Origin of the sequence: Shimia fortis (assembly GCF_040225985.1) — a bacterium.
Classification (GTDB): domain Bacteria; phylum Pseudomonadota; class Alphaproteobacteria; order Rhodobacterales; family Rhodobacteraceae; genus Shimia.
Genome location: NZ_JBBPEU010000005.1, coordinates 130,391 through 147,346, shown reverse-complemented (window position 1 = coordinate 147,346; position 16,956 = coordinate 130,391). Strand labels below are relative to the sequence as shown.

The 16,956-nt window shown below is 58.7% G+C and carries 14 protein-coding genes; 7 read left to right on the top strand and 7 right to left on the bottom strand.

Annotated elements, in window-relative coordinates:
• Positions 1-2: 2 nt before the first annotated feature.
• From WNE31_RS09975 to WNE31_RS09945, 7 genes are all read right to left on the bottom strand, one after another.
• Positions 3-350 carry a hypothetical protein gene (locus tag WNE31_RS09975; RefSeq protein WP_349979605.1) on the bottom strand — a complete coding sequence of 116 codons (348 nt, stop codon included), beginning with the start codon at positions 348-350 and terminating at the stop codon, positions 3-5.
• 111 nt (positions 351-461) lie between these two features.
• Positions 462-1,646 carry an amino acid aminotransferase gene (locus WNE31_RS09970; protein WP_349979604.1) on the bottom strand — a complete coding sequence of 395 codons (1,185 nt, stop codon included), beginning with the start codon at positions 1,644-1,646 and terminating at the stop codon, positions 462-464.
• Positions 1,646-2,503, bottom strand: a complete 858-nt coding sequence (gene sseA, locus WNE31_RS09965; RefSeq protein ID WP_349979603.1) for a 3-mercaptopyruvate sulfurtransferase — start codon at positions 2,501-2,503, stop codon at positions 1,646-1,648. The genes WNE31_RS09970 and sseA overlap by 1 nt, the downstream gene beginning before the upstream one ends.
• 126 nt (positions 2,504-2,629) lie before the next feature.
• Positions 2,630-3,112: an SsrA-binding protein SmpB gene (gene smpB, locus WNE31_RS09960; RefSeq protein ID WP_349979602.1), complete on the bottom strand. Its 483-nt coding sequence runs from the start codon at positions 3,110-3,112 to the stop codon at positions 2,630-2,632.
• A gap of 109 nt (positions 3,113-3,221) precedes the next feature.
• Complete coding sequence (locus WNE31_RS09955; RefSeq protein ID WP_349979601.1) at positions 3,222-4,490, bottom strand: ABC transporter permease; 1,269 nt, start codon at positions 4,488-4,490, stop codon at positions 3,222-3,224.
• Positions 4,487-5,293 (bottom strand): taurine ABC transporter ATP-binding protein, encoded by an 807-nt coding sequence (locus tag WNE31_RS09950; protein ID WP_349979600.1) that lies wholly within the window; start codon positions 5,291-5,293, stop codon positions 4,487-4,489. Before WNE31_RS09950 ends, WNE31_RS09955 begins: the two co-directional genes overlap by 4 nt.
• 120 nt (positions 5,294-5,413) lie before the next feature.
• Positions 5,414-6,418, bottom strand: a complete 1,005-nt coding sequence (locus tag WNE31_RS09945) for a taurine ABC transporter substrate-binding protein (protein ID WP_349979599.1) — start codon at positions 6,416-6,418, stop codon at positions 5,414-5,416.
• 401 nt (positions 6,419-6,819) lie between these two features.
• On the opposite strand from WNE31_RS09945, the gene WNE31_RS09940 reads away from it, so the two are divergent.
• The 7 genes from WNE31_RS09940 (at position 6,820) to WNE31_RS09910 (ending at position 16,943) form a co-directional block, all read left to right on the top strand.
• Positions 6,820-8,220: an aminotransferase family protein gene (locus tag WNE31_RS09940; protein ID WP_349979598.1), complete on the top strand. Its 1,401-nt coding sequence runs from the start codon at positions 6,820-6,822 to the stop codon at positions 8,218-8,220.
• A 109-nt stretch (positions 8,221-8,329) separates the two neighbouring features.
• Complete coding sequence (locus WNE31_RS09935; RefSeq protein ID WP_349979597.1) at positions 8,330-8,920, top strand: GNAT family N-acetyltransferase; 591 nt, start codon at positions 8,330-8,332, stop codon at positions 8,918-8,920.
• 62 nt (positions 8,921-8,982) lie between these two features.
• The gene (pdxR, locus tag WNE31_RS09930) at positions 8,983-10,437 is read left to right on the top strand and encodes a MocR-like pyridoxine biosynthesis transcription factor PdxR (protein WP_349979595.1); all 1,455 of its coding nucleotides are present in this window, start codon (positions 8,983-8,985) and stop codon (positions 10,435-10,437) included.
• Between the two features lie 108 nt (positions 10,438-10,545).
• Positions 10,546-12,321 (top strand): sulfoacetaldehyde acetyltransferase, encoded by a 1,776-nt coding sequence (gene xsc / locus WNE31_RS09925; RefSeq protein WP_349979594.1) that lies wholly within the window; start codon positions 10,546-10,548, stop codon positions 12,319-12,321.
• 160 nt (positions 12,322-12,481) lie between these two features.
• Positions 12,482-15,283 (top strand): molybdopterin oxidoreductase family protein, encoded by a 2,802-nt coding sequence (locus WNE31_RS09920; RefSeq protein WP_463407429.1) that lies wholly within the window; start codon positions 12,482-12,484, stop codon positions 15,281-15,283.
• Positions 15,280-16,053: a 4Fe-4S dicluster domain-containing protein gene (locus WNE31_RS09915; RefSeq protein ID WP_349979593.1), complete on the top strand. Its 774-nt coding sequence runs from the start codon at positions 15,280-15,282 to the stop codon at positions 16,051-16,053. Before WNE31_RS09920 ends, WNE31_RS09915 begins: the two co-directional genes overlap by 4 nt.
• Entirely contained in the window at positions 16,053-16,943 is an 891-nt protein-coding gene (locus WNE31_RS09910; RefSeq protein WP_349979592.1) for a dimethyl sulfoxide reductase anchor subunit family protein, read from the top strand. The genes WNE31_RS09915 and WNE31_RS09910 overlap by 1 nt, the downstream gene beginning before the upstream one ends.
• The last annotated feature ends 13 nt before the right edge of the window (positions 16,944-16,956 follow it).

The following is a 16,956-nucleotide window of genomic DNA, read 5'->3' as shown; positions in this document are numbered from 1 at the left end:
ATCTAAATCTGCGGCCGTGTCCCTGCCTGTGTCCAGTCATTCAACACTCCGGCCCCAAAGGCACCATCCTGCCCTCCCCCGGACAAGGCCAGAATATTCATTCCACGACCGTGAACAGCGACCGGTATGGGCATGACGCCATTTTCGTAATAGGACACCAGCGCCGCGGGATCTTCCTTGTAGGCGGCCTCGTCGGCTCGCACCGGCACAGCATACCCCACAGGCCCGAAGTTTTCATAGCTTTCAGCAGGAGGAGCCGTCTCTGAACGGTCATGCTGCTCCCCACATCCCGCGACGGCAAATGTCATTCCTGCGAGCAAAACAAAAATACTTCGCGAGAGCTCATACAAGCCGAATCCACCAAGACCATCTAACGGTTGCTACGTTATCTGTTGAGGGCTTGCGGAAAAGAAAAAGCCATCCGCAGATGCAGATGGCTTTCTCCTGTTCTGAAGTCGGCCTCAGATGCCCGTGTCAACAATCGCCTTGGCAAGGATCGGGACTGTGGTCTGGTTCAGGCCGGCGATGTTCAGACGGCTGTCCGACACCATGTAGATCCCGTGTTCTGCACGCAGACGTTCGACCATATCCGGGGTCGTGCCGAGGCGCGAGAACATTCCGCGGTGCTGCGCAAGAAATCCGAAACGGTCAGATCCGGACAGGCGCTGCAACTCGCTTGCCAGTTGCTCGCGCAGTTTGAGCATCCCGAGACGTGTTTCTTCCAGTTCGGCCGCCCAGTCCGCGCGCAAGGCTTCGTCGGTAAGGATTGTCGTCACAACCCGTGCGCCGTGATCCGGCGGGAAGGAAAAGTTCTGGCGGTTCAGGTGATTGAGATTGCCTTGAGTCACAGCTGTATTTCCCGCATCCTCGGAAATCGCCATCAACAGGCCCGTGCGTTCGCGGTAAACCCCGAAGTTCTTCGAACAGCTGGCCGCAATCAGGCACTCCGGCACGCTTGACGCCACAAGCCGTGTCGCCGCCGCGTCTTCATCCAGACCATCGCCAAAGCCCTGATAGGCAATGTCGATCATCGGGATCAGACCCTTTTCGTTCAGCAGGGTCACCACCTCTTGCCACTGGGTCATGTTGAGGTTTGCCCCTGTCGGGTTGTGGCAGCAGCCGTGCAGAAGCACGACATCGCCCGCCGACGCGCCAGAAAGGTCTTCCATCATCCCGTCGAAATCGACACCACGGGTTTCACCGTCGAAATAGCGGTAAGCCGACTGTTTCATGTTCAGATAGTTCAGGATCGAGACATGGTTCGGCCAGGTCGGGTTGGACACCCATATCGTTGCGTCGGGGCTGACACCTTTGATCAGTTCAAAGGCCTGACGCACGGCTCCTGTGCCACCTGGTGTGGCCACGGCGGCTATACGATCGCGCGCCACGGTGGTGCCGAGCACCAGATCAATCATCGCATCCGAGAACGCCGGATCCCCTGCCAGCGCCACATAAGCCTTGGTGGTTTGCTCTTCGACCAGACGACGCTCGGCTTCCTTGACCGCCCGCATCACCGGGGTCACACCCTCGGCGTTCTTGTAGACCCCGACACCCAGATCAATCTTGGTCGGGCGGGGATCGTCACGATACATCGCCATCAGGGCGAGGATCTTGTCCGCAGGCTGTTGTTTCAGGTTGTTCAGCATCAGGCTTCTCCGGTGGCAATTGGGAGAGTGGGAAAGGCACCCCACTCGGTCCAGGAACCGTCATAGACGGCATAATCGGTCTTGCCAAAACGCTCCATCGCGAGGGCAAGAATACAGGCCGTCACACCCGACCCGCAGGTCGTGATGGCGGGCTTGGACAGGTCAACCCCGGCCTCTTCGAAGATCGCCCGCAACGCGTCGGGGTCTTTCATCGTACCGTTATCGGTCAGCAGGGTTGCGAAAGGCACGTTTTTGGATCCGGGAATGTGCCCCGATCTCAGACCGGCGCGCGGCTCGTCCACCTCACCTTTGAAGCGTTCAGCACTGCGCGCGTCGATGATTTCAAAATCCCCCAATTTCGAGGCCGCCGAAACCTGTGTTACGTCTTTCACAAGGTGGTTCTGACGACGCACCGTCATGTGGCGATCACGAATCACGGGCGGCATGTCTTCGATGGCGCGCCCTTCGGCCTGCCATTTCGGCAGACCACCATCCAGCACGGCCACGTCGTTCTGCCCCATGAGCTTGAACAACCACCAGACACGGCAGGCCGAGTTGACGCCATTTGCGTCGTAAATAACGACCTGATGCCCATCGCCAACGCCCATCGCGCGCATCCGCGACATAAATTTTTCAACGGGCGGAACCATGTGGGGCAGTTCGCTGCGCAGGTCAGCGATTTCATCTATGTCAAAAAACCGTGCGCCCGGGATATGTGCGGCGTCATATTCGGCCTGCGGATCGCGGTTCTCCGCCGGCATGTGCCAGGACGCGTCAATAATCCGTAAATCCGGGTCTTTCATATGCGCGGCCAACCACTCGGTGGACACAAGCGTGCGAGGATCATCCTGAGCCATGTCTGCCCCCAAAATTGAGTCACCCACCTGCCTACTATCGGCAGCGTCGGGACGCAAGTTACACCAAGAGCTCACCTGCCCGCAAAACACAACAAAGGCGCACAGGCGACAGGCTAGAAGGTATTCTTATTCGCCGTGACGAAGCAGTCTTTGTTTCTGACGGCCCCAGTCCCGCTTGGCTTCGGTGGCGCGTTTGTCGTGGTTCTTTTTACCCTTGGCGATGCCAATCTTCAGCTTCACCAGCCCCTTGTGGTTGAAATACATCACGAGGGGAACCAGCGTCATGCCTTTGCGCTGGGTCGCGCTCCACATGTTGGAAAGCTCTTTGCGACTCACCAACATCTTGCGACGTCTGCGCTCTTGGTGGCTGAACATCGCGCGATCATAGGGGGCGATATAAGAGTTCACCAACCACAGCTCGCCGTCCTCAACCGCCGCATAACTTTCGGCTATGTTGGCGCTGTTTTCCCGCAGAGATTTGACCTCGGACCCGCTCAGGACGATGCCGCATTCGATATCGTCCTCAATGGCATAGTCAAACCGTGCCCGCCGGTTTTCAGCGATCACTTTATAGTTGGGATCCGAGTTCTGTTTCTTTTGCTTTGCCATCGTCGAGACTGATTACATGGGGCCGCAGGAACTGTCTACAAGGCTTCTTGGGGACACAAGAAAAAGGGCGGCTCAGAGGCCGCCCTTTACTCGTGCTTTGAAAGTCGCTCTAGCCTTTGCCTTTCCACGGCACCAGAACGCGTTCCGCCCAGCGCATCAGCATGTCAATCCCAAAGCCGATGATCCCGATCAGTATGATGCCCATAATGACGATATCCGTGTTCTGAAACTTGGACGCGACCATGATCATCATGCCCGCCCCTTTTTCGGCGGCGACAAGTTCTGCCGCCACAACCGTGCCCCAACAGACCCCCATCGCCACACGCGCACCGGTGAAGATATCCGGCAGTGAATTTGGAATGATCACGTGTCGCATGATTTGGACCTTGCTCGCCCCGAGGGAATAGGCTGCATGCACCTTCGAGATATTCACTCCAGATACACCCGAGCGGGCCGCGATGGCCATGATCCAGAGTGCGGCAAGGAACAGAAGAATGATCTTACCAAGTTCACCAATCCCCGCCCAGATGATGACCAACGGGATCAGGGCCAGCGGTGGAACAGGGCGCATGAATTCGACAATCGGGTCGAACCAGCCCCGAAACCAATCGGACAGCCCCATCGCATAGCCCAGCGGGATCCCCACAAGGGCCCCGAAGAAAAAGCCCACCACGACTCGGAACAAGGAATAGCCAAGATGCTCCCAGAGCGTGCTGCCCCGGAACCCTTCGCTGGCAATTTCTCCAAGACGTTTAACCACGGCTTCGGGCGCGGGCAGCCAGATCGGCTCCATCTGCCAGCCCTTGTTCGGGGCAAAGTTGAGCGTGCCCTTGGGCGACATGCCGACGCGCCCAAACTCGGTAATCACTTCACCACCGGGCGAGATAGCCTGTCCGTTGACGGCCACCACGGTGGCCCCTTCTTTGCGGCCGATCTCATCGTTCTTGTCGACCCGGATCAGACCTGACCGCCAAGCACCTATCGTGGCCGAGTCGTTCTTGGCCCACCCCTCTCCGGGGGCGACTTCGGGCGCGCTAACCTCCTGATCAACCGGATGCACGATCACCGTAACTGTAGCGTCATCCTGACGCCCGTCCTCTGTCGCCGCAGTATAGGTAAAAGTTGCCTCTCCTACGAACGGTCCGGGCGCATGCAGAAACGCGGGCAGCAGTTTTGATCCAGTGAATGCCCCCCAAAGAACGAAAATCGTCACGATCGAGATGATCGAGGCAGTGCGGTTGGAGCGGACCGTGCTTTCGTCACCAAAAGTCACCGTCTTCAAAGACGTGTAATCCCGGATCGCGGTGCGTTGTGCGATGAAGCGGACCACATAAAATGACACCACGAAAATAGCCGCATATATCAGAAACGGAATCATTGTGCGGCCTCCGTGCGTCCCATTATCTCTTCTTCCATGTCCCAGATCATCCCGAGGATTTCCTCGCGTTTCTGGCTAAATTCAGGGTGTTTCTTCACCTCGCGCAGATCCTGCCCCACCCCGAGATCGGCAAATGGCAACCGGTATTCCTTGTGGATACGCCCTGGTCGCGGGGCCATAACCAGCAGGCGCTCCCCCAGCAGCAAAGCTTCTTCCACCGAATGGGTGATCAGAATGATTGTCTTGCCGGTCTCTTTCCAGAGTTTCAGCACCAAAGACTGCATCTTTTCGCGGGTCAGCGCATCCAGCGCGCCCAGAGGCTCGTCCATCAGAATGACATCAGGATCGTTGGCCAGACACCGCGCCAGAGCCACACGCTGCTGCATCCCGCCGGACAATTCGTAGATCGCCTTTTGCTTGAAGTCCTGCAAACCGACGACATCAAGAAGATGGTCCACGTTCTCGCCCCAGTCGGCCTCTTTCAAACCTTTCATGCGCGGTCCGAAGCTCACGTTGTCGCGCACGCTCATCCATTCGAACAGGGCCCCTTGCTGGAACACCATGCCTCGCTCGGCATCCGGGCCTTGTACGGTGTGGCCGTTCATCACGATCTGGCCCTCTGTGGGCGCCAGAAATCCGGCGAGAATGTTCAAAAGCGTGGTCTTTCCGCATCCCGAAGGCCCCAGCACGCTCAGCAGTTCGCCTTCTTTCAGGTGCAGGCTCACATCTTTCAACGCCTGCACCGAACTGCCATTGGGCAGGTCAAAGCGCATCGAAATATTTTCGATCGACAGTCCCGACATGGTCCGCCTTTCAGTCTTGAAAATTCATTCGGTGGCGCGGACAGCCCGCGCGCACCATCATCCACCCACAGGACCACCCAACGCGCCGTTGCAACGACACGAGGGTGGCCCCCGGGAGAATTACATGCCTTTGGCAGACGCCAGCGGACCGGTATTCACGGCGTTTTCATAGGTGTCCAGCGCCTTGTCGATGCTGCCTGCACCCACAAAGACATCAGCCACGCCCTTCATGAATTCCTGTGCGCCACCGCCAAGCCATTTTGCACCCAACTGGTCATCTACCGACGGGAAGCTGAAGGTTGCGATGGTCGCTTCAGTGTCGGCCACGTCCATACCCGCATCTTTGGCAATCACGGGCAGCATTTTGGCCGCTCCATCGCCGCCGGCATTCCACATGGCGTTCGCATCAGCGGTCACTTTCAGGAACTTAGAAAGGAGATCGCTCTGCTCGGCGGCAAAGGACGCCGGCACCGAGGTGACGTCAAAGACAAGGATACCCAGCTCTTCTTTCTCTGCGCCGGTCAACAGGACATTGCCGTGCTCTTTCATGCGCCGCAATGCGCCGCCCCAGCCACAGGCCATGTCCACCGACCCTTGTGCAAGGGCCGCTGCGCCCTCGGCTGGGGCCATGTCGACCACGTCAAGACCGGCCAGGTCGACGCCAAAATGGTTCATCTGGCTCAGAAAGCCGTAATGCGCCGCCGTGCCCAGCGGAACGGCAACCTTCTTGCCCGCCAATTCCCCGGCGCTGTCCTTATCGATCTCAAGCGCCTCGGCCACGACACAGTTGTCATTCTCGGAATAGCTTACGGCCACATCCACGATCTGGATGTCCTGCCCTGCCGACGCGGCCACCACAAACGGCGGTACGCCTTGAGAGACAGAAATCTGGACGTCGCCCGATGCCATGGCCGCGCTCATCGCGGTGCCGGTGTCGAAGCTGACCCAATTGATATCCACACCCATTTCTTCTTCGTAGGTGCCCATGACCTTGGCGTATTGGAACGGCATCGGCCATTCGAGGAAATAGGCAACGGTGATTTCGTCTGCAGCCATAGCAGCCTGTGCGCCGCTCATAAGGGCGACAGCGGCCACGGCGCTTGTGAGTTTGTGTTTGAGGTTCATGTTTGTTCTCCCGTGTTGAACTGCGGAAAATTATTTGACCCCGTCCGGTCTTCGCCTGTTGTACCGGGGTCGAGAGGGTCCGCGCCCTACGAAAGCAATTCGAGTGAAAATCGTGCGTTCGCGCAAATCTTTTTTACGCAAGGCATTTGGTTACCTTTGGTTTTTCGAATACCTCAGAAAGGCAGATTTTAATAATAATTAATACATTTCATATATTTACTAAATTTTTCTGCACCACCCCAAAGTAAATCCAGCCAATTCTGGATATATATCATGATACACTTTGGCCCTATTGAGATGCCTGAAATTTTGGCGAGGATAGAGTCGGAACAAGGCCGGATTCTTCCGGCCGTTTTCGGTTGAAACCGCAGCAATGCCTTGAAATACGATGAGGTGTCCCGATGGACGGCAACTTTAACAAAAACGATCTGGAACGGGTTGTCTCGGCAGACAAAGCCCATGTCTGGCACCACCTGACCCAGCACAAGCCCTTTGAAACCGGCGAGCCGCGTATCATCATCGAAGGCAAGGACATGCGCGTCTGGGACCAAAACGGCAAGGAATACATCGACGCCGTTTCGGGCGCGGTCTGGACCGTGAATGTCGGCTATGGCCGCAAGCGGATTGCGGATGCCGTTCATGCCCAACTAATGAAGGTGTGCTATTTCGCCAATTCGGGCGGGTCCATTCCCGGCGCGCTTTTCGCTGAAAAACTGATCGAGAAGATGCCCGGTATGAGCCGAGTCTACTATACCAACTCGGGGTCCGAGGCGAACGAGAAGGCGTTCAAGATGGTCCGCCAGATCGCCCACAAGAAATATGGCGGCAAGAAAACCAAGATCCTGTATCGCGACCGCGACTATCACGGTTCGACCCTTGCCGCGATGTCGGCCGGTGGACAGGACGAGCGTAACGCGCAATACGGACCGTTTGCCCCTGATTTCGTGCGCGTGCCCCACTGCATGGAATATCGCAAGCACGAACTGGGTCTGGATCATCTGTCGGGCCGCGACTTTGGCATCGCCGCCGCAAACCTGATCGAAGAGGTGATCCTGCGTGAAGGCCCAGAAACCGTGGGCGCGCTGTGCCTTGAGCCGGTAACGGCTGGCGGCGGTGTGATTACCCCGCCGGAAGGATACTGGGAACGCGTGCAGGAAATCTGCAAACAGTATGACATCCTTCTGCACATTGACGAGGTCGTCTGCGGCATCGGGCGCACCGGCACCGAATGGTTCGGATACCAGCACTATGGCATCCAGCCAGACTTCGTCACCATGGCCAAAGGTGTGGCTTCCGGCTATGCAGCCATCGCCTGCATGGTGACCACCGAAGAGGTTTTCGAACACTTCAAGGACAACCCCGAGGACAAGCTGAACCACTTCCGCGATATCTCGACCTTCGGGGGATGCACGGCGGGTCCAGCGGCGGCGCTGGAGAACATGGCCATCATCGAAGAGGAAAACCTGCTCGAAAACTGCACACGCATGGGCGAACGCATGATGGGCAATCTCAAGGCGCTGATGGAAAAGCACGCGGTCATTGGTGATGTGCGTGGCAAGGGTCTGTTCCTTGGCGCGGAACTGGTCAGGGACCGTGACAGCAAAGAGCCGGTCGACGAAAAAGACGTCATGGCCATTGTCGCCGATTGCGGTGCGCAAGGCGTGATTATCGGCGCGGCAAACCGCTCGGTGCCCGGTCGCAACAATGTCTTGTGTTTCTCGCCGGCCCTGATCGCTACACCCGAGGACATCGACGCCATCACCGATGCAGTGGATAGGGCGCTGACCAAGGTGTTCGGCTGACACACGCCTCCATTGCCGAAAACATGGAAAAGGCGGCCTTCGACTCTGGGCCGCCTTTATCATTTCAGACCCCGCACCCCTTTTGCACAAAATTGACAAGAAGAATCACATGTGGCCCTCTCCGATACGCCTGACCGGACAACATGTAGGTCTGGCCCCGCTCTCGCAAGATCACGCGACCGACCTTGCCGAAGCGTCGGCCGACGGCGACTTGCACCGTTTGTGGTACACGATGGTTCCGACGCCTGAGGGCGTTCCGGCGGAAATCGACCGCCGCTACGGGTTGCAGGCAGAGGGCAAGATGCTGCCCTTCGCGATCCTGACCCCGCAAGGCAAAGCCGTCGGAATGACCACATACATGAATATTGACGCGACCAACCGGCGGCTTGAGATCGGATCGACATGGTATCGGGCCTCGGTACAGCGCAGCGCGATGAACACCGAATGCAAACTGTTGATGCTGCAGCATGCGTTCGAAGATCTCGACTGTATCGCCGTTGAATTCCGGACTCATTTCCTGAACACCCAATCCCGTCGCGCTATTGAACGGCTTGGGGCGAAACTGGATGGCGTGTTGCGCAATCACATGGTCATGGCCAACGGCACGCTGCGTGACACGGCGGTCTACTCGATTCTGCCGCATGAATGGCCCGCGGTAAAAGCGAACCTGTCCTGGCAGATCGAGAAACGCCAAAGCTGAGCTGAATTCGCTGCAGAACCAGACCAGATTGCACCAGACATAAGTCCAGCCTATCCTGTGGCATGACCATCTCTGTCGAAACGTTCTTTCTCAATCCCGCCTTTCAGGGCACACTGCAATCTCAGATCCAGCAAATGATTGCCGAAGGCATTTTGTCGGGGCGTTTTCGCCGGGGCGAACGCCTGCCTTCAACGCGCAAGCTGGCCGACCACTTGGGGATCTCGCGGATCACCGTGACACTTGCCTATACGGAACTGCTGGCCAACGATTATCTCGAGTCTCGCAAGCGTTCCGGTTATTACGTCTCAGAGAACGCGCCTGTACCGCCGCAATTCACGCCCCCCAAACGTGGCGAAGACAAGGTCGACTGGACCAAGGCGATCGGCCGACGTTTCACGGGGGGCGATACACCAGAAAAGCCGCAGAATTGGGCGCGGTTCAGATACCCGTTCATCTATGGCCAGGCCGACCCAACGTTGTTTGACCACGCCAACTGGCGGCTGTGCGCGCTTCAGGCACTGGGGCAGAAGGACTTTACCGCGCTGACCACCGATTATTACGATCAGGACGATCCGCGGCTGGTCGAATTCATCGCCCGCAACACCCTGCCCCGCCGTGGCATCATTGCGCGCCCCGAGGAAATCCTGATCACGCTTGGCGCGCAGAACGCACTTTGGCTGGCGGCGCAGGTTCTGCTGACCCAGCGCAGGATGGCCGCCATCGAAGACCCCTGCTATCACGCCTTGCGCGATATTCTGACCCAATCCCGCTGCCACTTGGCCGCTTTGCCGGTGGACCGTGACGGGTTGCAGCCGGATTCCATTCCGCCGCAAACTGATGTGATTTTCACAACGCCCAGCCATCAATGCCCGACCACCGCGACCATGCCGATGAGCCGGCGACACGCCCTCCTTACACGGGCGCGGGATCTCGATGCGCTGATTGTAGAGGATGACTATGAATTCGAGATGTCCTTTCTGGATGCGCCTTCACCCGCCCTCAAGTCATTGGACACAGACGGGCGCGTGATCTATGTTGGCAGCTTTTCCAAATCCGTTTTCCCGGGCCTGCGCCTTGGCTATCTCGTCGGCTCTGAAAGCTTCATTCGCGAGGCCCGCGCCCTGCGTGCCAGCGTCCTGCGGCATCCGCCCGGACATATCCAGCGCACTGCGGCCTATTTCCTGTCCCTAGGTCACTATGATGCGCTGATCCGGCGCATCCGCGAAGCGCTTCGCAAACGCAGGGACGTCATGCAGCAGGCAATTGACCAAAACGACCTTACCATTGCCGGACAGGGCGCGCATGGGGGTTCGTCCTTCTGGATGCAGGCCCCAAAAGGCACAGACACTGAAAAGCTGGCCGCGCAATTGCAGCACAAGGGCGTTCTGATCGAACCCGGCCGCCCCTTCTTTCACGGAACGGGACGACCGCGTGAATTCTATCGTCTTGCCTATTCTTCGATCCCGTCCGAGCGAATTCCGGCGGGCGTTGAGTTGATCGCGAAAGCCTTGGCCTGAAAATTTGTTTTGGACTTACGCGGACACCCATTCTGGCCCTAACCCATAGATCACCGGCCTCGTAAATTCTTGGCAAATGCACGGTCGGTGCGACAGGAGACCCACACAATGAAAATGACCACGGAAGAAGCCTTTATCAAAGTGCTTCAAATGCACGGGATTGAACACGCCTTCGGGATCATCGGCTCGGCCATGATGCCGATTTCCGACCTGTTCGGGCAGGCCGGGATCACCTTCTGGGACTGCGCCCACGAAGGGTCAGGTGGAATGATGGCCGATGGCTATACACGCGCCACCGGCAAGATGTCGATGATGGTGGCCCAGAACGGCCCGGGCATCACCAATTTCGTGACCGCGGTTAAAACCGCTTACTGGAATCACACGCCGCTTTTGTTGGTGACGCCCCAAGCCGCTAACAAAACCATGGGTCAGGGCGGATTCCAGGAAGTCGAACAGATGGCCGCCTTCAAGGACATGGTCTGCTATCAGGAAGAGGTCCGCGATCCGTCCCGTATGGCCGAAGTTTTGAACCGGGTAATCCTGCAGGCCAAGCGCAACAGCGCCCCGGCCCAGATCAACGTACCCCGTGATTACTTCACACAAGTGATCGACATCGACCTGCCCGCTATCGTCGAGTTTGAACGCCCGGGCGGCGGCGAAGACGCACTGAACGAAGCAGCCGCGCTTTTGTCGGAGGCCAAATTCCCTGTGATCCTGAACGGGGCAGGCGTGGTGATCGGCGGCGCGATCCCCGCTTCGATGGCACTGGCCGAGCGTCTTGATGCGCCCGTGTGCTGTGGCTATCAGCACAACGATGCATTCCCGGGATCCCACCCTCTTTTTGCTGGTCCTCTGGGTTATAACGGGTCGAAAGCGGGCATGGAACTGATCAGCAAGGCCGATGTTGTGTTGGCGCTTGGCACACGCCTTAATCCGTTTTCGACCCTGCCCGGATACGGGATGGATTACTGGCCCACCAACGCCAAGATCATTCAGGTTGACATCAACCCGGACCGGATTGGCCTGACCAAGCCCGTGACTGTCGGGATCGTGGGCGACGCCAAGAAGGTCGCGACCTCGATCCTCGAAAAACTGTCCGACACGGCAGGCGACGAAGGGCGCGCCGACCGCAAGGCCGAAATCGCCCAGCGCAAATCAGCATGGGCGCAACAGCTTGCCTCAATGGATCACGAAGACGACGATCCGGGCACGACATGGAATGAACGCGCCCGCGCAGACAAACCCGACTGGATGAGCCCCCGCATGGCGTGGCGCGCGATCCAGTCTGCCCTGCCCACCGAAGCCATCATCTCGTCGGACATCGGCAACAACTGTGCAATCGGCAACGCCTATCCGTCATTCGAATCGGGCCGCAAATATCTGGCGCCGGGCCTATTTGGGCCGTGCGGCTATGGCCTGCCCGCTGTGATCGGCGCCAAGATCGGCTGCCCGGATACTCCGGTTGTAGGATTCTCAGGCGACGGGGCCTTCGGCATCGCCGTGACCGAACTGACCGCGATCGGACGCGAGGAGTGGCCCGCAATCACGCAGGTCGTGTTCCGCAACTATCAATGGGGCGCGGAAAAGCGCAATTCGACCCTGTGGTTCGATGACAATTTCGTCGGCACCGAGTTGGACACGCAGGTGTCTTATGCCGGTATCGCAGAAGCCTGCGGTCTGAAAGGCGTGGTCGCCCGCACCATGGACGAACTGACCGAAGCCCTGAAGCAGGCCGTGGAAGATCAGAAAAACGGCATTACCACCCTGATCGAAGCGATGATAAACCAGGAACTGGGGGAACCCTTCCGTCGCGACGCCATGAAAAAACCTGTTGCAGTGGCGGGCATCAGCAAAAACGACATGCGTCCGCAAAAGGTGAATTGACCATAAGGCGCGCTGCTGCTAACAGCGCGCCTCTCCCGCACATTATTCCGCCAATGCGGCATTTGCCGAGACGTTTTCCCGCCAGCACCGCAAAGGCAGAAAATTGTCGCGCACTTCGGTTTTCTCACCTAGCGTGGCGCAGAACAGCCAGGGAATACGTATGCCACAACCCAAGATCGACCTCTCGCCCAAAGTCTCGGACGAAATCCGCAAGACCACCTGCTATATGTGTGCGTGTCGGTGCGGCATCAATGTGCACATGAAGGACGACAAGGTCGCCTATATCGAGGGCAATCGTGACCACCCCGTGAATAAGGGCGTGCTCTGCGCCAAGGGGTCAGCCGGCATCATGCAGGTCAATGCCCCCTCGCGCCTGCGGGCCCCTATGAAACGCGTTGGCCCGCGCGGGTCCGGGGACTACGCGGAAATCAGCTGGGACGAGGCCCTGGACATTGCGGTTGGTTGGCTGAAACCCATACGCGAAGCCAACCCGGAAAAGCTTGCCTTTTTTACGGGGCGTGACCAATCGCAGTCCTTCACAGGGTTCTGGGCGCAGAACTTCGGCACCCCGAACTTTGCGGCCCATGGCGGGTTCTGCTCGGTCAACATGGCGGCGGGTGGCATCTACACGATGGGCGGCGCGTTCTGGGAATTTGGCCAGCCGGACTGGGACCATACCAAACTGTTCATGATCTTTGGCGTGGCAGAGGACCATGACAGCAACCCCATCAAAATGGGAATCGGCAGGATCAAGGCCCGCGGTGCGCGCGTGATCGGCGTGAACCCCGTGCGCAACGGCTATAACGCCGTGGCCGATGATTGCGTCGGCATCACCCCCGGCACCGATGGCCTGTTTATTCTGTCGCTTGTGCACGAACTGATGCGGGCTGGCAAAATCGATTTGCACTATCTGGCCCAATACACCAACGCGCCGGTTCTGATTGATCCTGAGACGGGGCTGTTTCTGAGGGACGAGAACAAAAAGCCGCTGGTCATCGACCGTGCCACTGGCAAACCGGCACCGTTCGACCAGAAAGGGGTGCAGCCAGACCTTTCCGCCAGCTATCGCCATGCAGGAAAGACCCATCAGACGGTCATGGCCCTAATGGCCGAGAAATACCTGTCGCCAGAATACGCACCCGATGCCGTCGCCGACCGCTGCGGGATATCCGCCGACCGTATCCGGCGCATCGCCGCCGAACTCGCACATGTGGCGTTCGAACAGGCCATCACATTGCCGGTGGAATGGACCGATTTCCGGGGCGAAACCCATACCGAAATGGTCGGACGTCCGGTCTCGTTCCATGCCATGCGGGGCATTTCGGCCCATTCCAACGGGTTCCAGACCTGCCGCGCGCTGCACCTTTTGCAAATCATTCTGGGCAGCGTCGAAACGCCAGGTGGGTTTCGCTTCAAACCCCCGTACCCGAAACCCTCAGAAGCCCACCCCAAACCGCACTGCAAGGTCACCCCGGGCGCGCCACTGGATGGCCCGCATCTCGGCTATGTGCAAGGCCCCGAAGACCTATGCCTGAAAGAAGACGGCTCGCCCGCGCGGATCGACAAGGCCTATACGTGGGAAAACCCGATGAGCGCCCATGGCCTCATGCATATGGTGATCTCGAATGCCCACGCAGGCGATCCTTACAAAATCGACACGCTGTTCATGTATATGGCGAACATGTCGTGGAATTCCTCGATGAACACGCGCGGCGTGATCGAGATGCTGACCGACACGGATGCCAACGGCGACTATGTGATCCCTCACATCATTTATTCAGACGCCTATAGTTCCGAAATGGTGGCCTATGCCGACCTGATCCTGCCGGACACGACCTATCTTGAGCGGCACGACTGCATCTCTCTGCTGGATCGCCCGATCTGCGAGGCGGACGCCGCGGCGGATGCGATCCGATGGCCCGTGATTGAACCTGACCGGGATGTGCGCGGTTTCCAGACCGTGCTGGTGCAGCTGGCCAACCGTTTGGGCCTGCCCGGCTTCACCAACCCCGATGGCAGCGCAAAGTATGACGACTATGCCGACTATATCGTGAATCACGAGCGCAAACCCGGAATTGGCCCGCTTGCCGGGTTCCGGGGCGACGGAACCGATGTCGGGCGCGGTGCGCCGAACCCTGATCAACTGCAGAAATATATCGAAAATGGCGGTTTCTTCGTGGAACACGTCCCGGATGGTGCCCACTATTACAAGCCATGGAACGCGGCCTATCAGGACTGGGCGGTCCAGATCGGCCTTTTTGATGCACCGACGCCCTACCTCTTCCAGCTTTATTCGGAACCAGTACGCAAGTTCCAGAGGGCGGCCGAAGGGCACGGGGATCGCCAGCCTCCGGATCACCTGCGCGCCCGCCTGAAAGAAGTGATGGATCCCCTGCCCACGTGGTACCCGCCATTTGAAGACAGCCACGTGAACACCGAAGCCTTCCCGATCCATGCTCTGACTCAACGGCCCATGGCCATGTATCACAGCTGGGGCACCCAGAATGCGTGGCTGCGCCAGTTGCACGGGCACAACCCGCTCTACCTGCCCACGCGCCTTTGGAAGGAGCATGGGTTCCGGGAAGGCGACTGGGCAACCGTGACCTCGGCCCATGGCAGCATCACCGTGCCCGTCGCCCATCAAGCGGCCCTGAACGATCACACGGTCTGGACATGGAATGCCATCGGCAAGCGCAAAGGCACCTGGGCACTTGACGAAACCGCGCCCGAAAGCTCCAAGGGTTTTCTTCTGAACCACCTGATCCACGAATTGCTGCCGCCCAAGGGGGATGGCCTTCGCTGGGCCAATTCCGATCCAATCACGGGACAGGCCGCATGGTTCGACCTGCGCGTGAATATCGCGAAAGCGCCGCCGCAAACGGAAAGCCAACCGGCCCTTCCGCCGATCAAGTCGCCAGTGCCCAAAGGGCCAGCCAGCCTTGCATGGAAGGTCGGAAAATGACGCAGCTACCCACGAACACAGAGCGCAAACTCGGGCTGGTGATCGACCTTGACACCTGTGTTGGATGTCATGCCTGCGTGATCTCCTGTAAAGGCTGGAACACCGAAAACTATGGCGCCCCCCTGTCGGACCAAAACCCTTATGGCGACGAACCGATGGGCACGTTTCTGAACCGGGTGCACACCTATGAAGTTCAACCAGAAACAGGCCCTGCTCAGACCGTACATTTCCCGAAATCCTGTCTGCATTGCGAAACCGCGCCTTGCGTGACCGTTTGCCCGACCGGTGCCAGCTATAAACGCGCCGAAGATGGCATTGTTCTGGTTAACGAAAGCAGCTGCATCGGCTGTGGTCTTTGCGCATGGGCCTGCCCCTATGGCGCCCGCGAGATGGACCAGCAGGAAAAGGTCATGAAGAAATGCACGCTGTGTGTCGACCGGATCTATAACGAAACGTTGCCCGAAGAAGACCGCGTGCCGGCCTGCGTGCGCACCTGCCCCGCAGGGGCGCGCCATTTCGGCGATTTCGCAGATCCGGAGTCGCATGTCAGCCGCCTGACTGCGGAACGGGGCGGCATGGACCTGATGCCGGAACAGGGCACCAATCCGGTGAACAAATACCTGCCTCCTCGCGACAGAGACAGCTGGCAGGACGAAAGCCCCCTCGCCCCCTATCTTGAACCGCTGCACGAACAGCCTTCGGGATTCCTCGGCTGGATTGATAAAACCCTGTCTCGGCTGCCCGGAGACGCGCAGAAGGAGGACGGCTGATGCATCCCGCCCCATCCATCATACTGTTCTCGACCCTTAGCGGCGCGGGCTTTGGCCTGCTCGCGTGGCTGGGTATTGACCCGACCCCACCCACCGGATGGGTGGCTTTTGCCTTTTTCGCCATCGCCTATGTTCTGGCGGTGGGCGGCTTGCTGGCCTCGACCTTTCACCTCGGGCACCCGGAACGCGCTTGGCGGGCGTTCAGCCAATGGCAAACCAGCTGGCTTAGCCGCGAAGGCATCTGCGCGGTCGCGGCATTGCTGGTAATGGCGATTTACGGCGCGGGCCTTGTGTTCCTTGACTGGCGCATGCCGTTTCTGGGCCCCTTGGGCGCGTTGCTGTCACTTGGCACCGTTTTCACGACCTCAATGATCTACGCACAGTTAAAGACCGTGCCGCGCTGGAACACCGCGCTGACACCGTTCTTGTTCATGTCCCTTTCGGTCACGGGTGGCGCCTTGTTGTCGGGCCGGGTTTCGGTCGCGACGGTTTTTCTTGTCCTCTCGGGACTGGTACAAATTGTCTGGTGGCGCTTTGGAGACAAGGCGTTCAACCAACGCGGCCACACGCTTGGCACGGCGACAGGGCTTGGCACTCGTGGGTCGGTCCGCTCGATGGCGCATCCCCACTCTTCGCCCAATTACCTGATGAAAGAGATGGTGCACCAGATCGGTCGCAAACACGCCCGGAAACTTCGGGTGATCTCGCTTGGCCTGATGACGGTTCTGCCGGTGCTTTTGTTGATGCTTCCCCTGCCGCATCTGTTCGGTCTGCTGGCGGTCCTGAGCCATCTCGCAGGTGTCGGGGCGTCGCGCTGGCTGTTCTTTGCAGAGGCCGAGCATGTGGTCGGCCTTTACTATGGGGCACATATGCAAACCGAGGCAGCCTGACAGTCAGGCCACC

Excerpts from the sequence above, each read along its gene's own strand:
- smpB (WP_349979602.1), bottom strand. The coding sequence starts at position 3,112 with ATGGCAAAGCAAAAGAAACAGAACTCGGATCCCAACTATAAAGTGATC.
- WNE31_RS09955 (WP_349979601.1), bottom strand. The coding sequence starts at position 4,490 with ATGATTCCGTTTCTGATATATGCGGCTATTTTCGTGGTGTCATTTTAT.
- xsc (WP_349979594.1), top strand. The coding sequence starts at position 10,546 with ATGAAAATGACCACGGAAGAAGCCTTTATCAAAGTGCTTCAAATGCAC.
- WNE31_RS09910 (WP_349979592.1), top strand. The coding sequence starts at position 16,053 with ATGCATCCCGCCCCATCCATCATACTGTTCTCGACCCTTAGCGGCGCG.
- WNE31_RS09915 (WP_349979593.1), top strand. The coding sequence starts at position 15,280 with ATGACGCAGCTACCCACGAACACAGAGCGCAAACTCGGGCTGGTGATC.
- WNE31_RS09970 (WP_349979604.1), bottom strand. The coding sequence starts at position 1,646 with ATGCTGAACAACCTGAAACAACAGCCTGCGGACAAGATCCTCGCCCTG.
- WNE31_RS09935 (WP_349979597.1), top strand. The coding sequence starts at position 8,330 with ATGTGGCCCTCTCCGATACGCCTGACCGGACAACATGTAGGTCTGGCC.
- WNE31_RS09940 (WP_349979598.1), top strand. The coding sequence starts at position 6,820 with ATGGACGGCAACTTTAACAAAAACGATCTGGAACGGGTTGTCTCGGCA.
- WNE31_RS09920 (WP_463407429.1), top strand. The coding sequence starts at position 12,482 with ATGCCACAACCCAAGATCGACCTCTCGCCCAAAGTCTCGGACGAAATC.
- WNE31_RS09950 (WP_349979600.1), bottom strand. The coding sequence starts at position 5,293 with ATGTCGGGACTGTCGATCGAAAATATTTCGATGCGCTTTGACCTGCCC.
- sseA (WP_349979603.1), bottom strand. The coding sequence starts at position 2,503 with ATGGCTCAGGATGATCCTCGCACGCTTGTGTCCACCGAGTGGTTGGCC.
- pdxR (WP_349979595.1), top strand. The coding sequence starts at position 8,983 with ATGACCATCTCTGTCGAAACGTTCTTTCTCAATCCCGCCTTTCAGGGC.
- WNE31_RS09945 (WP_349979599.1), bottom strand. The coding sequence starts at position 6,418 with ATGAACCTCAAACACAAACTCACAAGCGCCGTGGCCGCTGTCGCCCTT.